The 15,937-nt window shown below is 41.8% G+C and carries 15 protein-coding genes and 1 rRNA gene; 5 read left to right on the top strand and 11 right to left on the bottom strand.

The features are described 5' to 3' along the window. The 6 genes from ACO1R6_RS22050 to rpmH all read right to left on the bottom strand — a co-directional run. Positions 1–329 (bottom strand): 16S ribosomal RNA (locus ACO1R6_RS22050); the annotation flags it as partial. A gap of 784 nt (positions 330–1,113) precedes the next feature. Then, positions 1,114–1,623 (bottom strand): DUF2480 family protein, encoded by a 510-nt coding sequence (locus tag ACO1R6_RS22055; RefSeq protein ID WP_486267375.1) that lies wholly within the window; start codon positions 1,621–1,623, stop codon positions 1,114–1,116. Positions 1,624–1,637: 14 nt separating this feature from the next. Next, complete coding sequence (tsaB, locus tag ACO1R6_RS22060) at positions 1,638–2,324, bottom strand: tRNA (adenosine(37)-N6)-threonylcarbamoyltransferase complex dimerization subunit type 1 TsaB (RefSeq protein WP_486267377.1); 687 nt, start codon at positions 2,322–2,324, stop codon at positions 1,638–1,640. Between the two features lie 85 nt (positions 2,325–2,409). Further along, entirely contained in the window at positions 2,410–4,080 is a 1,671-nt protein-coding gene (locus ACO1R6_RS22065) for a S41 family peptidase (RefSeq protein ID WP_486267379.1), read from the bottom strand. A gap of 27 nt (positions 4,081–4,107) precedes the next feature. Further along, positions 4,108–4,512, bottom strand: a complete 405-nt coding sequence (gene rnpA, locus ACO1R6_RS22070) for a ribonuclease P protein component (protein WP_486267381.1) — start codon at positions 4,510–4,512, stop codon at positions 4,108–4,110. Positions 4,513–4,554: 42 nt separating this feature from the next. Further along, positions 4,555–4,713 (bottom strand): 50S ribosomal protein L34, encoded by a 159-nt coding sequence (gene rpmH / locus ACO1R6_RS22075; protein ID WP_007659000.1) that lies wholly within the window; start codon positions 4,711–4,713, stop codon positions 4,555–4,557. 153 nt (positions 4,714–4,866) lie between these two features. Here rpmH and ACO1R6_RS22080 point away from each other — a divergent pair, with 153 nt between their 5' ends. After that, positions 4,867–6,591, top strand: a complete 1,725-nt coding sequence (locus ACO1R6_RS22080; protein ID WP_486267384.1) for a M61 family metallopeptidase — start codon at positions 4,867–4,869, stop codon at positions 6,589–6,591. A 61-nt stretch (positions 6,592–6,652) separates the two neighbouring features. Here the strand turns inward: ACO1R6_RS22080 and ACO1R6_RS22085 are convergent, their stop codons facing one another. Continuing rightward, positions 6,653–6,928, bottom strand: coding sequence for a hypothetical protein (locus ACO1R6_RS22085; RefSeq protein WP_486267385.1), 276 nt, complete (start codon positions 6,926–6,928; stop codon positions 6,653–6,655). Positions 6,929–7,135: 207 nt separating this feature from the next. Here ACO1R6_RS22085 and ACO1R6_RS22090 point away from each other — a divergent pair, with 207 nt between their 5' ends. Next, complete coding sequence (locus ACO1R6_RS22090) at positions 7,136–8,812, top strand: arginine deiminase family protein (RefSeq protein WP_486267387.1); 1,677 nt, start codon at positions 7,136–7,138, stop codon at positions 8,810–8,812. 134 nt (positions 8,813–8,946) lie between these two features. After that, positions 8,947–9,870, top strand: a complete 924-nt coding sequence (gene ctlX / locus ACO1R6_RS22095; protein WP_486267389.1) for a citrulline utilization hydrolase CtlX — start codon at positions 8,947–8,949, stop codon at positions 9,868–9,870. A 193-nt stretch (positions 9,871–10,063) separates the two neighbouring features. On the opposite strand, the gene ACO1R6_RS22100 is transcribed toward ctlX, so the two are convergent. Next, positions 10,064–10,810 carry a ThuA domain-containing protein gene (locus ACO1R6_RS22100; protein ID WP_486267391.1) on the bottom strand — a complete coding sequence of 249 codons (747 nt, stop codon included), beginning with the start codon at positions 10,808–10,810 and terminating at the stop codon, positions 10,064–10,066. Positions 10,811–11,123: 313 nt separating this feature from the next. Then, positions 11,124–13,355, bottom strand: coding sequence for a S9 family peptidase (locus ACO1R6_RS22105; RefSeq protein WP_486267393.1), 2,232 nt, complete (start codon positions 13,353–13,355; stop codon positions 11,124–11,126). Positions 13,356–13,537: 182 nt separating this feature from the next. On the opposite strand from ACO1R6_RS22105, the gene ACO1R6_RS22110 reads away from it, so the two are divergent. Together ACO1R6_RS22110 and ACO1R6_RS22115 are read left to right on the top strand one after the other, a co-directional pair. After that, a complete protein-coding gene (locus ACO1R6_RS22110; RefSeq protein WP_486267395.1) occupies positions 13,538–14,050 on the top strand; it encodes a hypothetical protein in 513 nt (170 codons plus the stop codon). A 114-nt stretch (positions 14,051–14,164) separates the two neighbouring features. Then, positions 14,165–14,467: a (2Fe-2S) ferredoxin domain-containing protein gene (locus tag ACO1R6_RS22115; protein WP_486267397.1), complete on the top strand. Its 303-nt coding sequence runs from the start codon at positions 14,165–14,167 to the stop codon at positions 14,465–14,467. A gap of 29 nt (positions 14,468–14,496) precedes the next feature. Here ACO1R6_RS22115 and ACO1R6_RS22120 read toward each other — a convergent pair whose 3' ends face one another. Together ACO1R6_RS22120 and ACO1R6_RS22125 are read right to left on the bottom strand one after the other, a co-directional pair. Beyond that, complete coding sequence (locus ACO1R6_RS22120) at positions 14,497–15,024, bottom strand: ferritin (protein ID WP_486267399.1); 528 nt, start codon at positions 15,022–15,024, stop codon at positions 14,497–14,499. 142 nt (positions 15,025–15,166) lie between these two features. Next, positions 15,167–15,526, bottom strand: a complete 360-nt coding sequence (locus tag ACO1R6_RS22125) for a hypothetical protein (RefSeq protein WP_486267401.1) — start codon at positions 15,524–15,526, stop codon at positions 15,167–15,169. Positions 15,527–15,937 lie beyond the last annotated feature (411 nt).

Below are 15,937 nucleotides of genomic sequence, written 5' to 3' on the forward strand. Positions count from 1 at the left end.
TCCGTATCTCAGTACCAGTGTGGGGGATCATCCTCTCAGAACCCCTAGACATCGTCGCCTTGGTGAGCCGTTACCTCAACCAACTAGCTAATGTCACGCATGCCCATCTTTTATCGCCTCAGCTTTAACTATCCTCAGATGCCCTCAAATAGTGTTATGCGGTATTAATCCGGATTTCTCCGGGCTATCCCCCAATAAAAGGTAGGTTGCATACGCGTTACGCACCCGTGCGCCACTAACTAGAGTATTGCTACTCCAGCCCGTTCGACTTGCATGTATTAGGCCTGCCGCTAGCGTTCATCCTGAGCCAGGATCAAACTCTCCATTGTATAATAATAGATTTTCGGGTGTTAACCCAAATGTGTGTAGTCTGACCGCAACGCTCTTTTTTTTAACATAAGACCCTCTAACCCGCAGGTTAGATATAGCACTTATGCGGTTTGCTATTCTTATTCTCACTTATTCAAAGAACTTTTTAAACCGGCTTTCCCAGTTTAAGCGCTACAACCTGCCGTTGTAGTATCTCACTCTCTCCCTCCCCTTCTCTACTCTTTTTCCCTTCTGTCGTTTTGGGAGTGCAAAAGTAATAAACCTTTTTAATATTCCCAAATATTTTCAAAAGTTTTTTTTAAAGTAGCGGGCTAAATTTCAAAACCAAATACCAGGTTTATAATTCTATACCACTTTAAACTTCTGCTATTTTCAACCGTTAGCCTGTTGCTAATCGTTTCTTTTTTTTCGAGGCACAAAGGTCGTTATTCCTTTTTAACTGTGCAACTTTTTTCTGCTTTTTTTTAACCGCTGTCCGGCTTTTTTTTAACGAAGCAGACGACAAAAGTAAAAGCTTTTTTAAAAACCAGCAAACTTTAAAGTAACTTTATTTTCTACTCTCGCCTGCCCTCTGCTCTCGTCCAGAACAGCCCCGTCATTTGGGAGTGCAAAAGTACTAACCTTTTTCCTTTTTCCTACTACTACAAACTAAATATCCTCTCCTCTTGTACTAACCACCTCTATATCAACAAAATTATTTTTTCATGGCCCTCTTTAAGGAAATCGATTATCCATTATCAAAAGAAAAGAGCCCCATTAGAGCCCCTTTTTTTTGATGATTATTTAATTTTTTGGCCTTTTATATAGCGGCACCGTGCTGCACGGCTCTCCGTACATAATGCTACTAACTACTGGCAGCAATAAACGCATAATTTCTACATAAGCAAAAGTTGGTACCGGAATATTACCGCAACCTTTTATTACCACTTTCGCATCCTGGTAATCTGAAGGATTTATTTTGGCAATAGCTTCCTGAAATAGTGCTTGTTCAAGAGCTTCTAAATTGCCAAATACATACCGGTGCACATAGGCCTGCAATTTAGTAGCGAGCAGCATGTAAGCCCAGGTTGGCACAATAGCATCGGCAGAATTTATAATAGCTACATTTTTGCCCGTATAAACCGACCAATCATTTTCCTTTATAAAAGCCCGAAAATCTTTTTCTTTTAATATCAGTCCCATAAACAGGTTATCTTTTATATCATAAACAACCCGCTCGCCCGGATGCATTAATTCTTCCAGGTTTAAAGTAACCAAAGCACTTTGGGCTACTTTGTTTATTAATTCTTCCATAAATAATTCAGTGATTATTTGGTACTACTTGTTATATAAACCTCTTTTAAATAAAACGGTTCATAATAAGCTAAATTTTGAAATTCTTTTTTCTCAAGTTTTGGTAAAGCTAATTTTCCAACAGTGCTGGCCGTTGGTTTCAACTCTGGTAAAAATAAAGCATTGTCACTTCCATTAATTAACTGCGCATATTTAACACTTCCATTGCCTACAAATATTATTTTATTTTGCGCTACATATTCCTGAAAGCTATCTGGTTGCAAAATTACGGGCGCTACCGGTAAAATGGCTTCCAGGTTGCTATTCGTCAGATAAGCATAAACTTCCATTCGGCGGGCATCTATCATGGGGCAAAATAAATATTCATGCGGCCGGGGCGTTTTGCTTATGGCTTCAAAGGCCAGAGCTTCCAGCGTAGACACTTCTATTAATGGTATATCCAAAGCATAGCACATCCCTTTGGCGGTAGCACTGCCAATACGTAAACCGGTATAAGAACCCGGACCACCTGATATGGCTACTGCAGCTAAATCGGCCAGAGTAATGCGGCAATTTTGCAGCAACTGCTGAATTAAGATAGTTATGTGAGATGAGTGGGATTTTTCGATCTGCAGCTCCGAAACGCCTAATATTTGTTCCTGGTTATACAGGGCAACTGAACAAAGGGAAGAAGAAGTTTCGAGTGCCAGTAAATAGGCCATTCTGATAAATTATTTAAACCGATGCAAAGATACACAGGAACAACCGGAGATAAAAAAAGACCAGTTTAGCTGGTCTTTTTTATTATTAACGGCTCGCTTTTTTTATACCGGCTGGTTTTAAATAAGCATAATATTTATCGGGCGCATTTAAAATGCTAATGGCGGTAAGAATATCCTCATCGTCGTCGAAGGTGGCTTCAATCATGCCTTTCTGGAAATAATAGCGCGAAATAATTTCCTGCTCCAGCATTTCACGTATTTCATCTTTAAACCGCGCCAGGTCATTGGCTTTGTTTGTATAAATGCGCTTCTTCATCACTTCAATGTCGTTTTTAATATCATCGAAGTGCTTATCGTCTTTGGCTTTCTTAATTAAGTCTTCTACAGCTTGCTCTACACTCGTAAAATAAGAAATATCTTTATTACTCAGGAAAGAAACAAATTTCTGGTATTCGGCATCAGATAAATGGAAATCTTTGGGTTTGCTAATACTCGGGTTTTCGGCCCGGAACTTGGTGGCATAATCAAAGAAATAACCTTTGTTGGAGAGGGTCTTTGTAATATCTGAATATTGTTTTTCTTTAACCTCTATGTCAGGACTAATACCGCCGCCATCGTAAACCACCCGGCCAGTAGCCGTTTTAAAGGCTACCCGCAAAGAGTCCGATATTTTGCCAACGCTGCCATCATCGTTGCGGTGAGCATAATCGATAGCTTGTATACAGCGGCCGCTGGGAATATAATATTTAGCGGTAGTAACTTTTAACTGCGAGTTATAAGATAAGGGGCGGGTTTCCTGCACCAAACCTTTGCCGTAAGTACGGGAACCAACCAATACTGCACGGTCATAATCCTGCATAACACCCGATACAATTTCGGAAGCCGAAGCGCTGGTGCTGCTGGTTAATACAACCAAAGGAACTTCGGTATCGATGGGCTCGTCGATGGCTTTGTACATGCGGTTGCGTTCGGGCAGTTTACCTTTGGTGCTTACAATATCTTTACCTTTGGGCACAAATAAATTAGAAATATTAACGGCTTCGTTTAGTAAACCACCTGGGTTATCGCGTAAGTCAAATATTATTTTTTTGGCGCCCATTTCTCTTAATTTCATTACGGCGGTGCGTACTTCCCGGCCAGCATCAATGGTAAAACCAGCTAACTGGAAATACCCAATATCGTTGGTAACCATGCCGTAGTAAGGCACATTGTCGATCTGGATTTTATCCCGCACAATATCAATGGTAAGCGGTTTATCTGAGCCGTAGCGCTTAACTTCCAATTTAATGGGCGTGTTAGCTTGGCCCCGCAGTAATTTATTTACTTCGGTAGCACTTTTTTTATCAATATTTACGCCGTCTATTTTAATAATTTCGTCGCCGGCCAGCAAACCGGCTTTTTGGGCGGGATAGCCTTCGTAAGGTAACTGCACAATGGTTTTTCCTTCGCGCTTACCAATATTGGCCCCAATACCGCCGTACTGCCCGGTAGTCATGGTCCGGAAATCTTCAATATCATCCTCAGCAATATAATTAGTGTAGGGGTCCAAAGATTTAAGCATGGCATCGATGCCCGTTTTCATGAGCTTCGTAGGAGCTACATCATCTACGTAGTAAGTATTAACTTCTTTATAAAGGGTAGCGAAAATATCAAGGTTTTTGGCAATCTCAAAAAAGCGGCCACTATCGCTTTTAAAAGAAACTAAAAGCAAAAGAAAAATGGCTGCCACAGCGCCGGCGAGGTATTTCTTCATCATAATTCTGAGATTTAAAAGAAATAGAATCTATTCGGTTACAGAACGTTCTAAACCTAAATTTAGTTTTTTCAGAATTAAATCAAAAGCACTTTTTTCTTTCCCGATGTAAATAATTCCTAATAATTTTATCGGGTAAGCTCCTTCTACTTGTAACTTGTGCCGGCTTTGCCGATAAGCTTCGCGCATTTGGCGTTTAAGGCGGTTACGATCTACGGCTTTTTTAAAGTGTTTTTTCGAGACCGATACCAATATTTGGGGCGCAGTGGCCTCGGGTTGCGGGTGCCGGATAAACACAAACCGCAGGGGATATAAATTAAAAGAAGAACCCTTAGCGAAGAGTTCAGCTATTAGCTTCTTACTTCGTAAGCGTTCTTCCCGGGAAAAACTATAGGAAATTTTATCTTCTTCAGGTCGGTTAGGTGCAGCGCTCATTCCATTAGTATGCTCTGCTGCTAGCAAAAGCACCTTAAAAGATTAAGCCTTATGTCTTCTTTCGTCAGAAACAGTCAGTTTTTTGCGGCCTTTGGCTCTTCTGCTGGCTAATACTCTTCTGCCGTTCGCGGTTTCCATTCTGGAGCGGAAACCATGCTTATTTCTTCTTTTTCTCTGAGACGGTTGGAATGTTCTTTTCATCTTACACCTAAGGTTTTAATATGGCCTGCAAAATTAGAAATGTTTTCTTAAAAATCAAAAACACTTTACAGTTTATTCCTAAATAATCTGCATAACTTAGCCTTAATATTCAGAATAGCGTAACTTTAGTTTTTGTATCTGCCCTAATTGCCCATGATTTTATACGAAATTTCAGTTCTTAACCCTTTAGACGCTTACTTACAGGTTAAAACCCATATAACTGTACCGGAACCTAACCAACCGTTACAACTGCAACTAGCTGCCTGGCGCCCCGGCCGGTACGAACTCCAGAATTTCGCCCAGAAAATACAACAGTTTAGAATATTAGATGCCCAAAACAACCCGGTACCGTTCCGGAAATTAACCAAAGATCGCTGGGAAATTAAAATACCCTCCGCCGGTGAGATTAAAGTTATTTACAATTTTTATGCCCGCCAAATGGATGCCGGCGGCTCCTGGACCGACGAAACTCAACTTTACGTAAACCCGGTTAACCTGATTTTGGCAGTAGTTGGCCGGGAACAGGAACCCTGCGAACTTAAATTAAATATTCCGGACAACTGGCAAATTGCCTGCGGATTACCGGTAAAAAACAACAATACTATTACGGCGCCCAACTACGAGCAACTGGTAGATTCGCCGTTTATTGCCAGCCCCACCTTAAAATTAGCTAGTTACGAGGTAAACGGCACGCCCTTCTACATTTGGCTACAAGGCAATTGTCAGCCCGATTGGCCGCGTATTGTGCAGCATTTTACCGCTTTTACCCAGGAGCAAATAAATTTATTCGGTGATTTTCCGGTAAGCGATTATCATTTCCTGAACCAGTTGGTGCCGTATAAGCATTACCACGGAGTAGAACACGGCAATTCTACGGTTATAACTTTGGGCCCCGCGGAGTTGCTCATGAGCAAAAACCTGTACAAAGAATTTATTGGCGTTAGCTCGCACGAGCTGTTCCATACCTGGAACATTAAAAAAATACGGCCCGCCGAAATGATGCCCTACGATTACACCCAGGAAAACTATTTCCGTACGGGATTTGTAGCCGAAGGACTTACCACTTATTACGGCGATTATATGTTGGCTAGGTCGGGTGTATTTACCGCTGAGGAATATTTTGATGAACTGAACGGCGTATTAAGCAAACACTTTAGCGATTACGGTCACGAAAATTATTCGGTAGCTGATTCTTCGTTTGATTTATGGCTGGATGGGTATAAACCGGGTGTGCCCGACCGCAAAGTATCTATTTACCACAAAGGCGCTTTGCTGGCCCTTATTCTGGATTTGGAAATTCGCCGGAACACCAACCACATTCATAGCCTGGATACCGTAATGCAGCGCCTGTACACCAATTTTGGCCAAAAAGGAATCGGCTACACCGAAGAAGATTACCGCCATATTGTGCAAGAAGTAGGCAAAGCTAGTTTCGAAGAATATTTTAACGCGCTTATTTACGGTACTGCTCCGCTCCAGCCTTATTTAAATAAAGCCCTGGATTTTGTTGGCTGCACCTTGCTTACCGAACAAAATGCCAATAGCACCGAGAATACCTGGGGATTTAAAACCGCCTTAACCAACGACACCAACGTACAGGTAACCGCCATCGCACCCAACTCGCCGGCTTATACAGGCCTAAGTATACAGGACGAATTAATTGCCGTTAATGGCCGCAAAATTGAAGGCAACTTAAGCAGTTTAATCGCTAACCAATCAGAAATAAATTTAACCTTGTTTAGGAACAAACAATTACGGCAGGTAACGTTAACAGCCAGCGGCAGCAATTTTTTCCCGAAGTTTAAAATTCAGAAACAACCCGAGGCAAGGCTACCCAACCGGGCTAATTTCTTTTTGTGGTTAAAACAACCTTTTTAAAACAAAAGAGCCGGTTTTAAATACCGGCTCTTTTGTTTTGGCCTTATCAGGCTAATAAATATTAATTGTGATTTTTATCGCTGGGCGGATTGCTGCGGGCGTTATTTCCCTGCAACGATTTACCCCCCGAAACGGAATTATGCTGTGAAGTGCCCCGCCCCACTTGGTTACCACCTTGCGGTAAGGCCCGGTTTACATCTTGTACCTTGGTGTCATCGGCCTGGGTAGTGGGCCCTTCCGTATGAATCTTAATTTTTCCATTTTCATCTTTTTCTACTTTGGTATTACCAGATGGTGGAATATGATGATCTTCTACGCCTCTTTTATTTTTGTTCATAAAATATCCTCCTCTTAAGTTTATTTACCCGCTTCTATACGGTTAGTATTGCCAGAAAGATTAGGCAATTGCATTTTTATGTAGGGCCAACACAGCTTCTTTTTTTCGTATAAAGGGTAATTAGGCCGTTATTTATTACTGCCAAAACCTTTACTGGCTAAGCAGCTAGTTTTTTTAAGAAGATAAATTTAAGCCACCACCACTTATATGAACCCGCAAACTGCACCAGAAAATATTAATGTCAATTCCGAAATTGGGGTTTTAAAACGCATTCTTATTCATCGCCCGGATATTGGTATCGGCAAAATTATTCCTACTAAGTTTCAGGATTGGATGTACGACGATATTGTGCACCTGAACTCCATGAAAAAAGAATACGACGAATACATAAAAATCTTATTGTACTTTTTAGACCCTGATAAAATACCAGCTATTCATCAAGCAGAAGAAACAATTAAAAATTCACCTGAAAGCAACGATTGTTTAAACCCCATTCATCCACAATATTTTAACTCCGATAAGGTGCTGGATGTGCAGAAAGTCTTGAGCACCTTATTGGCTGAACAATTACCCGATGGCCAACCTAACCTGGTACGCACTAAAATTATTGCGGCTATTTGTGCCATAGAAGCCTGTAGTTTTAAAATTGAGCAGCAACTTACCCAACTCCCCCCCAACGAGTTGGCCAAAACATTTATTACCGGCTTATTACCGCAGGATATAAGCCAACCCGATGTAAATAAATTTCTTTTTCCGCCTATACCAAACCTGGTTTTTACCCGCGACATTGGCGCCGTAATTCAGGATTATTATTTATTGAGCAAAGCGTGTAAAAATGCCCGCAAACGCGAATCGCTGCTAATAAAATTTATTGCCAATTATAGCTTCTTCCCGCATAATCAGGACAAGGTGATAGAAATTATTGAAGACAGTGCTTATTTTTTGCTGAACGAAGACGAGCAGAAAAAAAACCGGGTAACCCTGGAAGGCGGCGATGTAATGATGATAAGTCCACGGCACGTACTTATTGGTTGCAGCGAACGCACCTCGGCCAGCGCCGTGAACGGCTTTATTCATAAAATATTTGCTTTACCCGATATACAGGTAGCCCAAGTTACAATAATTAAAATTCCGCAGCGGCGCGAGCAAATGCACATCGATACAGTTTTCACCCAAATAAAGCGTAATATGTGGGTCATGTACGGTAAGTTTTCGGAAGCCTTAAAAGAACAGCAGGAGTCTAAACAAGTAAATTACCTCGATAAACTTTACCACCACCCGTCCGATAGCATGATTCAGGAAACGCAAATATTTCAGTTTTACAAGCACAAATACCACCAACCCTACCACCCCGAACACAATTACTTATTACAAACCGAAGAAGATTACGCTATTTTAAACCAGGATTTGGCCGCCGAAAATTTGCCGCCGGTAGCCGAACCGCCCAAAGGCCTGGAACATTTGCTCCGCCAGCTAAGCATCATTGAATTTAAAGTTGCGCCCGAAGACGTTATTATTATTTATTGCGGCAGTGGCAATTTCCCCGACGATGACCGCGAACAATGGACGGATGGCTGTAATTTACTGGCCTTGCGCGAAGGCGTGGTTATTGGCTACGATCGCAATACCGTAACCAACCAGGAGTTCCGGACGGCTTACCAGCATCATTATCGCCGGCAGGGCAAAGATTTACCGGCCGGTATGGCCGCCGGCTTTGAAGTAGTATCGGCCGGCGAATTATTAAGGCGCTTTAAAAGCGGCGAAACAACCCCCACCGATATAAAAGACACTTTAATTGAATTATCGTCCGACGAATTATCCCGGGCTCGTGGCGGTTCCCGTTGCCTGAGCCAGCCGTTGCTCCGCGAACCATTTTCTTTTTAAAGAGTAATTATCTGTTGTTATTTAACTAGGGTTAATAATTGATAATCTCTACTTTTGCAGGTATAAACCGGGTTGTAAACAGTAGCCGCCCTTACCCAAACATAAATTAACCTTAGAGCTAACCGCAAAACCAAATGCAAACTACCAATAATATTTTAATGGTACGGCCATCAACGTTTGGCTTTAATTCCGAAACGGCAGCTACCAATGCCTACCAGCGGGAACTGCAACAGCATACGCCTACCCAGATAAGAGAAAAAGCCCTGGCTGAATTTGATAATTTTGTTCAAAGACTACGGGAAAAAGGAGTTAACGTAGTGGTAGTTGATGATACCGCAGCCCCGGCCAAACCCGATGCCATTTTCCCGAATAACTGGATTACCCTGCACCGCAATGGCAGTGTAGCGTTATACCCCCTGCAAGCACCTAACCGGCGACTGGAAAGACGGGAAGATATTATTCAAACCCTGCAGCAAAAATTTGAGGTTAAAAAAGTAGTAGACTTTAGCCAGCACGAAGAAAAAGAAAAGTTTCTGGAAGGTACCGGCAGCATGATTCTGGACCACGAAAATAAAATTGTTTACGCTTGCCTTTCGCCGCGTACCGACCCCGATCTGCTCGAAGAATTTTGCCAGCATTTTGGCTACCAACCCATTGTTTTTCATGCGTACGACCACAAAGGCAGTTTAATTTACCACACCAATGTTATGTTGTGTATTGGGCACCGGTTTGCTGTTTTGTGCGCTGCTGCCATTCATGACCTGCAAGACCGTAAATTTGTAATAGATACCCTTACCCGCACCGGCCACGAAGTGATAGAAATTACCGAAGAACAGTTACGCCAATACGCCGGCAATATGCTGGAAGTAAGTAACCCGGCTGGTCAATATTTTGTTATTATGTCGGAACAAGCGCAAAATGCTTTAACACCGGCCCAGATACAAACCTTAGAAAAATATGCACAAATAATAGCCGTGCCTATCAATACCATTGAGCATGTTGGCGGCGGCAGCGCCCGCTGCATGATGGCCGAGATTTTTTTGCCGGAAAAGGAATAAAGTTATTCTCGGGTAAACGGGTAAGCCCATTAAATGCAAAATCCCTACAAGGGCAACCTTAATTAGTTCAATTACTCGCGGCGGTATAACGGAGCATTATCGGAATAAATGCATCAGACCTGCCGCAGCACCATCAGGTAAAAGCTATTCTGGCTTTAAATTCAGAGACGTGTTTTTAAAACGGGATGTGTAATTATTCCTCTCCGGCAGCGTACCGGATACCACCCAGCAAATGCTGTAAAAACAACGGCTCACTAAAACTTTCGGGCGTGTGGCCACCGGCAGTATAAAAAGCCCTGCCGCCATCAAAATTGTGGTACCAGATAATTGGGTGGTTTGCGCCGTGGCTGCCGCCGCTGTAACTATTTTCGTCGAGGGTAGCTAATATTTTAATATCCGGCGAAATGCTTTTAAAATTATACCACTCGTCGGTGCGGGTCCAGGTGTCCGGCAAAAATGCAGTAGCGGGATGTGTTTTATCTTTAACCAAAATATTGGCCCGTTGCACGGCCGGATGGCTTTCGAAATATGCCCCTACCAGTTGGTTGTACCAAGGCCAGTCGTACTCGGTATCGGTAGCCGCATGAATACCCACAAAGCCGCCTCCCTTTTTAATATAATTTTCAAAAGCAGTTTGTTGTGTGGGGTTTAGCACATCGTTGGTCGTGCTTAAGAATATTACTGCCCGGTATTTACTTAAATTTTCTTCCCGGAATAAATCGGCATTTTTTGTAGAATCAACTTTAAATTTATTTTCCTGCCCCAGCTTTTGGATAGCCGCAATGCCCACCGGAATAGACGTATGGTAAAAGCCAGTAGTTTTGTAAAAAACTAAAACCTTAACGGTATCATCTTTATCCGGTACGGTATCTTCGTTATCGCTGGCAGTACAGCCCAGCCAGCATACACAAATAAATAGTATAACCCAATTTAAGCGCATCTGAATACTTTACAGAATTAAATAATTATGGTAAGGAAGCTGTTTAGGGTTTTGGAAATGGTATTAGCATTTGCCCTTGCCGCATGTTTTCACCAGCAAGTAGTCCGGCAGAAGCTAAAATATTGGCGGTGATAACACCACCAATGGCAGCTGTTCCTGCTATTTTACAAAACACTAAACAAGTTCAAGGTTAATACGAGCATTTTAGTAACAGATCTCCTGATTAATTTAAAAATATTTGTAGTGCCCGGAAAATAACAAAGCCCACCGGATCAGATGGGCTTTGTTTAACTTAAAAATGAATAAATATTTATTATTGATTATTAGAGCTTTTAGTATTTACCAGCTTGCGTTCCAGAAAATCGGTCATGAGGGTGAAACGGTGCATTAAGGTATTGCCTCCGCTAATGCCGTGGGCCCGATTAGGATAATAAAAACTTTCGAACTGTTTATTGGCTTTAATCAAAGCATCTTGCATGGCTACAGCATTCTGAAAATGGACATTATCGTCGCCGGTGCCGTGCAGCAGTAGCAACTCACCCTGCAGTTTATCCGCAAAAAACAACGGCGAATTATCATCGTAACCGGCGGCGTTTTCCTGGGGCGTTTTCAGGTAACGCTCGGTATAAACAGTATCGTAAAAACGCCAGTTGGTTACCGGGGCCGCCGAAATACCTACTTTAAAGATACCATTGCCTTTGGTTAAGGCCAGTAAGGTCATGTATCCGCCAAAGCTGTGCCCAAAGATACCAATCCGGTTTTTATCTACGTACGGGAGGTTACCCAAATATTTGGCACCTTCTATCTGGTCGGCAACCTCATATTTGCCTAAATTGGCGTAAGTTACTTTTTTAAAAGCCGCTCCGCGCCCGCCGGTACCCCGGTTATCGATACAAGCTATTAGAATGCCTTTGCTGGCCAAGTGCTGGAACCACAGGTAATTGCCGGCCCATTGGTTTAGTACCTGTTGCGAACCGGGGCCGCCGTAAACAAACATCAGGACCGGATATTTTTTGTTGGGGTCAAAATTGGCCGGTTTAATCGTCCAGCCATTCAGGGGAGTTCCGTCCTGGGTTTTAAAATCAAAAAACTCCTGCGGCGATATCTGGTACTGCGCTAATTTTTCTTTTAAAGCCGCATTATTTTCGAGCACCTTAATTATTTTACCGGATGGCGCCTGATTCAGGCTTACGGTGGTAGGCACATTGGCGGCGGCAGCATAATCTAAATAATATTTAAAATCGCGGCTCATGTTTATGGTATGGTTGCCAGCGGCCTGGGTCAGGCGTTGTTTGTCTTTACCAGTGGTGCTTATCCGATACAAGTGGCGCTCTAACGGCGATACCTCCGTAGACATATAATAAAGAGTTTTACTTTTAGCATCGAGGCCGATAAACTGGCTTACTTCCCAGTTGCCTTTGGTTACCTGCCGCACCAGTTTGCCTTGCATATTGTACAGGTACAAGTGGTTGTAGCCATCTTTCTCTGAAGAAAAAATAAATTCTTTGCCGTTGTCGAGGTACGTTAAATCGTCGGTAATATCAACATAAGCTTTGTCGGTTTCTTTTAATATTACTTCGCTTTGGCCGGTAGTTGCATTGGCGTGCAATATTTCGAGGGTATTCTGCAGCCGGTTTAGCCGCTGAATAGAAAGCAGATTGGGGTTTTGGGTCCATTGTACCCGCGGAATGTAATTATCGGTTTCGGTGCCGGTATCCATCCGGATAATTTTCTGGCCCGCTAAGTCGTAAACCGAAATAGTAACGTTGGAATTGGCTTCGCCGGCTTTTGGGTATTTAAATTTATAATCCTGCGGATAAAGTTTACCCCAAATTTGCATGTTGTATTCGGGTACCCGGCTTTCATCAAAAGTATAAAAGGCAATTTTTTTACCGTCCGGCGACCAGAAAAAGGCTTGGGCAAAACTAAACTCTTCTTCGTACACCCAATCGGCAAAGCCGTTTATGATTTGGTTGTACTGGCCATTTTGCGTAACCTGGGTTTCCTGCTGGGTAGCTAAATCTACAAAAAATAAATTATTGTCGCGGGCAAAAGCCACTTTGCTACCGTCCGGCGAAAAACTGGTATACATTTGCTTGCCGCCCTGGCTTACGCGGTTTAATTTTTTGGTGCCGATGTCGTACACGTAAAAATCGGCTTTAGAAGAGCGCCGGTAAATTTGTTCCCGCTCCGTAGCAAACAAAACCTTTTGTTCGTCGGAGCTAAAGGTGTAGGCATCGAACCGGATGGGTTGGTTGCTGCCGGCTGGTTTTAAATCTTCACCTTCGATAACGGTAGCCACGGCTTGGCCGGTGGTAACATCGTATTTAATAATATCAGTTACTTTATTTTGCGCATCGGTAGCCTGGGCAGTATAATATCTGCTATTTTGCATCCAGTTTACACCGCTCACGGTTTTAGCAGAGAACGTATAATCGCGGTAAATATCTTCGAGGGTAATTTGTTTTTTTTGCTGGGCCTGGCCGGTAAAGGCGACAAAATAAAGCAACCCCGCCAAAATACACAGGTTAAATTTATAAGGCATATTGTTTTTGTATTTGAATCTTCAAAGTTAACTGTTTTTCGGTTTAGCAAGTTCTAAATTAGATTTAACTAATTTTTTAGGTATTGCGGTTTTAGCTTTTTAGGTAGATTATTTTTCTTTGAAGCTATGTAAAATGCACGTGCGGTAAATTTTTAATAAATTTCTACCCTTTTCAATTATTTATGATGGACATAACCCAGTTATTGCAACAGGTAAGTTCTAAAACCAAAATCCAAGAAATAGCCGATACTATTGGTACCAACCCGGCGCAGTTAGCCCAACTCGTAAATATTGTTTTAGAATCAGATAATAAATCTGGCGACCGGGCGGCTTGGGTACTTTCGTTTATAGACGATAAAAACCCGGCATTATTAGTACCGCACTTACCTGCCTTAATCTATAATTTAGAGGCAACAACCCGGCCCGCCATTATACGCCTGACCTTGCGTATTTTACAAAACAAATTTATTCCTTTAGAACTGCAAGGCATTTTAGCCAACAATTGTTTTTCTTACTTATCCGGGAATGCACCGGTGGCCATAAAAGCTTTTGCCCTAACTATTTTATTTAACCTGAGCCAAGCCGAACCGGATCTTAAAAATGAAATACGTTTATGCCTGGAAGCCCAATTACCTTTAGCCAAACCCGCCTTACGTGTTCGGGCCGAGAAAATATGGCCGGCTTTAAGCAGGTGATTTTATAAAAGAAGTTTTGCAGATAATAATGAGAGGCCAGGTATTAAAATTAAAACCAACAGCAGCATTATATGCTGGCGTACGTACAAGACCGATATCCCTACTTAAAATAAAATGAGTAAAGTATTTAAAACGCCGCAGCAAGTAATATACGTTTGTACAGGAAGTAAATGTAAAAAAAGAGGCGGCAAAGAAATTGGTAAGCTGTTAAGAGGTATGGCTAAAACAGCCGGTTTAAAAGATACCGTTGAAATTATAAAAACCGATTGTACCGACCGCTGTAAATTTGCCCCGGTTATGAGCATACAACCGCAAAATATTTGGCTGCACGACGTGAACGAAAGCATGGCTCAACAAATATTTAACCAATATATTACCGGCCCTAAAACGCAAAATCCATCAGGTCCGGAAACCTGATGGATTTTGCGTTTACTTTATTATTTAAATTATTCGTTGTCGTATTTAACTTTGGTAACGGCTTTGTCAATTTCCCAACGGCCGGTACCTTCTTCGCCAATTACTTCAAATAACTCTAAAGCGCGGCGGGCTACATATTCTTCCTCAATTTGTTCTTTCAAAAACCACTGAATAAACTGGAATGACATAAAGTCTTTGGCTTTAAAGCAGCGGTCGGCAATACGGTTAAATTGCTGGGTAACGTAAATCTCTTGCTGCAGGGCTGCTTCAAAAACGCTCCGGAAAGTTTCAAACTCCTGCGGAATATTGGTTACTTCCGGCGATATGGCCCGGCCGCCCATATCGTTTACAAACTCAAATAATTTAAGCATGTGTTCTCTTTCTTCGCCGGATTGCTTCTGAAAATATTTGGCACTGTTGTCGAAGCCATTGCGGTTACACCAAGCCGACATAGCCAGGTAAACCGCCGAAGAATGGGCTTCTACCTTTATTTGTTCATTTAATAAAGTTTCTATTTCTTCTGTTAAGGAGGTTCTTAAACGAAGTAAATCTTTCATGGTATATTTAGTTAATACAGGTCAAAAAAATAAAATACTGTAACTAAATATAACTGATATTTTTTAAAATGGTTGAGATAGAAGCTAAAATCAGACTAATACATATTCAGTCTAAATTAATTAAAAGCGGTCAGATGGGTTCTTAAACCGCCATGCCGTGCAGGCACTCGTAAATTAAGCTGTTTAGTTCCAGCATAACTTTGGCCCCTTGCAACAACTCCCGCAGGCTAAGTACCTCGGTTAAAGTAAGCACAAATATACGCTCCGAGCGGTAGGGGTTAATAATAACCACATCGGCTACCCGCGCCGCATTTTGTACCATTTCTAAAACATCTACCTGCTCTACTTGCTTTACCAGCTGCAAAAAATCGTTAATCTTAAACGCTGTGGCGCTACCGCCAAACTGGAGCCAAAAACAATTTTTACGGTTGCACTGGTAAACGCTGCCGGCGGAGGTGCTAAATACTTCTTCCAGAAACTGACAAGTTGGCTTAGTTAACAAAGCAAATATTTTTGGTTTAATACATCTTACTTAGGGCAAATATAGAAGCAATTTAGAATTAGTCCAAATAAATTCTCCTGATAAAAATCATTTTCTTCCTTTTTGGCTTGTGCGCACCTGTGCTCTACTTCTTATTATATTACATTATATTACCATTATAGAGGTTAATCAGGAGGCAAGTAAACAGGGCACTTACCTCATTGGATATTTTTAAACGGATTAAAAGATTATTTGCGCAGCTTATTTTAAAAGTAATATTTAAAAAGCAGAAACTGACAATTGTAAATAAACCAGTTTGCTTTACTATTAAAAATCTGCAATCATTAAAAATATAAGAATTCCAAAAACAAATACAGCATAATATTCAAAACCCTATTCAATACTTTAGTACAATCCACTTTATTAGATCTT

The sequence above is a fragment of the Adhaeribacter sp. genome, from assembly GCF_057359045.1.